1 protein-coding gene is annotated in these 2,362 nt (G+C 62.1%); it reads left to right on the forward strand.

All coding sequences use genetic code 11. From position 1 onward, the window contains the following. Positions 1-2,362: DUF6531 domain-containing protein (locus tag KGB21_RS29275; RefSeq protein WP_223507541.1), on the forward strand; the 2,362-nt coding region annotated here is incomplete at both ends.

Consider the following 2,362-nt stretch of genomic DNA (forward strand, 5'->3'; position numbering starts at 1 on the left):
CTGATTTCGGACATTCTGAAGAATCCCGGTGAGTTTGTTGATCGATTGGGCAGCAGTGCGGATCAGCTGATCGAGCTGGCGAAAAAATCGCCGGATGTGATGAGCAAGATTCAACTGCTGGCCAGTGATGAGGCGGCGCTGTGTCTGTTGCTGCGCACCGCCAGCCTCTGGCTGGAAATGCTCCCGCCCAGTCTGATTGCCGGGGAGACCGCCAAGGCGATATCGGCGTTGGTGGTGGAACTGCTGATCGACATTCTGATCGCCATCGTCCTGACCTTTGCCGCAGCTGGAGCGGGTGTTGCTTATCTGACGATGCGTCTGGCGCGACGCGGCGCGCAGTTGATCAATGCGGTTACGCGCCTCGTTGGCGAGCTGTTCACGATCATCAACAACTTCATCGGCTACATCGACCGCTATAAAAAAGTCGCTGTTCGAGGTGTCGCGGCGGGCCTGAAAAAAGGCCGGATGCAACTGCGCTGGAATGCTCGCAACAACACCTTGGTGAAAAAAGACGAGCACCACGACGACGCCTCGAAACAGGCGAAGAACCCCAACGGCGAGAGTGCCGATTCGGCGGATCGCACGGCCACTCATGGCTGCCCGGTGTCGATGGTCACCGGCGAAGAGCTGTTGACCCTCACCGACGGTGTTCTCGATGGGATTTTGCCCTTCGAATTCACCCGGCTCTATCGCACCAGCGCCGTAGAAATCGACAGCGGCCTCGGCTTTGGCTGGAGCCATTCGCTGGCCCATCGTCTGGAGCTTTCTGGCGACACGGTGATTTGGGTCGATCACGAGAATCGGCGAACGCCGTTTCCGCTGCCGAGCCTGACCCGCCCGGTCATTCACAACAGCCTGTCGCGGTCGGCGATTTACCTCGGTGATCAGCCGGAAGAACTGATCGTGGCGTTGGCCGGTGAGTCGGCGCGGTTCTTTCACTTTCTGAACGGGCGTTTGAGCGCGATCAGCGACGCCTATGGCAATCGTCTGACGCTGCAGCGCGATCTTTCCGACCGCGTGCTACGCCTCGACAACGGCGCCGGGCGCTGTTTGTTGCTGCGTTACGAGCGTCAGCATCTGATCGGCGTCGACTACCAGCGCGTTCACCTCGCCGACGACCAGGCGCCGGCCTGGCATACCGAGCAGACGCTGGTCACTTATGGCTACGACGCGCGCGGACGGTTGATCGCCGCAACCAACGCTGCCGGTGAAAGCGAACGCTACGACTACGACGAACAGCACGTCATCTTGCAGCGGCAACTGGCGGGTGGCGCGAGTTTCTATTGGGAGTGGGAACGCTCCGGCAAGGCCGCGCGCTGCATCCGCCACTGGGCCTCGTTTGCGCAAATGGACACGCGCTACACCTGGGACGACAACGGCGGTGTGCGGCTCAAACACGCCGACGGCAGCGAGGAAGTCTACGTCCACGACGGCCAGGCGCGGCTGGTGCGGAGGATCGAGGCCGACGGGGGCGAGCGGCGCAAGGCCTACGACGCCGAGGGCCGGCTGATCGCCGAACAGGACCCGCTCGGCGCGGTCACCGAATACCGCTACGACGAAGTCGGACGGCTGGTGGCGCTGATTCCGCCGGAAGACGAGCCGACGTCCTACGAGTACCGCAACGGTTTCCTGCATGCGCGCTATCGCGGTCAGGCCAAGTGGACCTATCGGCGCAATGCCCAGGGCGACGTGACCTGGCTGATCGACCCGGACGGTCAGAGCACCTACCACGACTACGACGCGCAAGGGCGGCTGCGGGCGATTCGTTATCCGGATCACAGTCAGCATCTATTTGAGTGGAACAGCATTGGCCAACTGCTTGAAGAAACCCTGCCCGACGGTGGGCGCCGGCAGTTTGCCTACGATGCGCTGGGGCGTTTGCGGACCCGTCAGGACGAATTTGGCGCGATTACCCGTTACCAGTGGGACGCGGTGGGTCGCCTGTTGCAGACCACGCTGGCGAACGGCGCCAGTCGCACCTTCAGCTACAACGCCTATGGCCGCATCACCGCCGAGCGTGACGAGCTGGACCGCGTCACCCGCTATGAATACGCCGACGATTTGCACCTGGTCAGCCGACGGATCAACCCCGACGGCAGCGAGCTGAAGTACCGCTATGAGCATGAGCAATTGCTGCTCACCGAGATTGAGAACGAAGCCGGCGACTCCTATCGCCTGGACTACACGCCCGGTGGCTTGATCCGACAGGAAACCGGCTTCGACGGTCGCCGTACTGCGTATGCCTACGACCTCAACGGCCAGCTCGAGGAGAAAACCGAATTTGGCGATGACGGTTCGCAGCTGGTCACTGCTTACCTGCGTGATGCGGCCGGACGCCTGTTGGTCAAGACCTTGCCCGACG

It is taken from the genome of Pseudomonas sp. GL-RE-29 (assembly GCF_019947275.1).
Taxonomy (GTDB): domain Bacteria; phylum Pseudomonadota; class Gammaproteobacteria; order Pseudomonadales; family Pseudomonadaceae; genus Aquipseudomonas; species Aquipseudomonas fluorescens_A.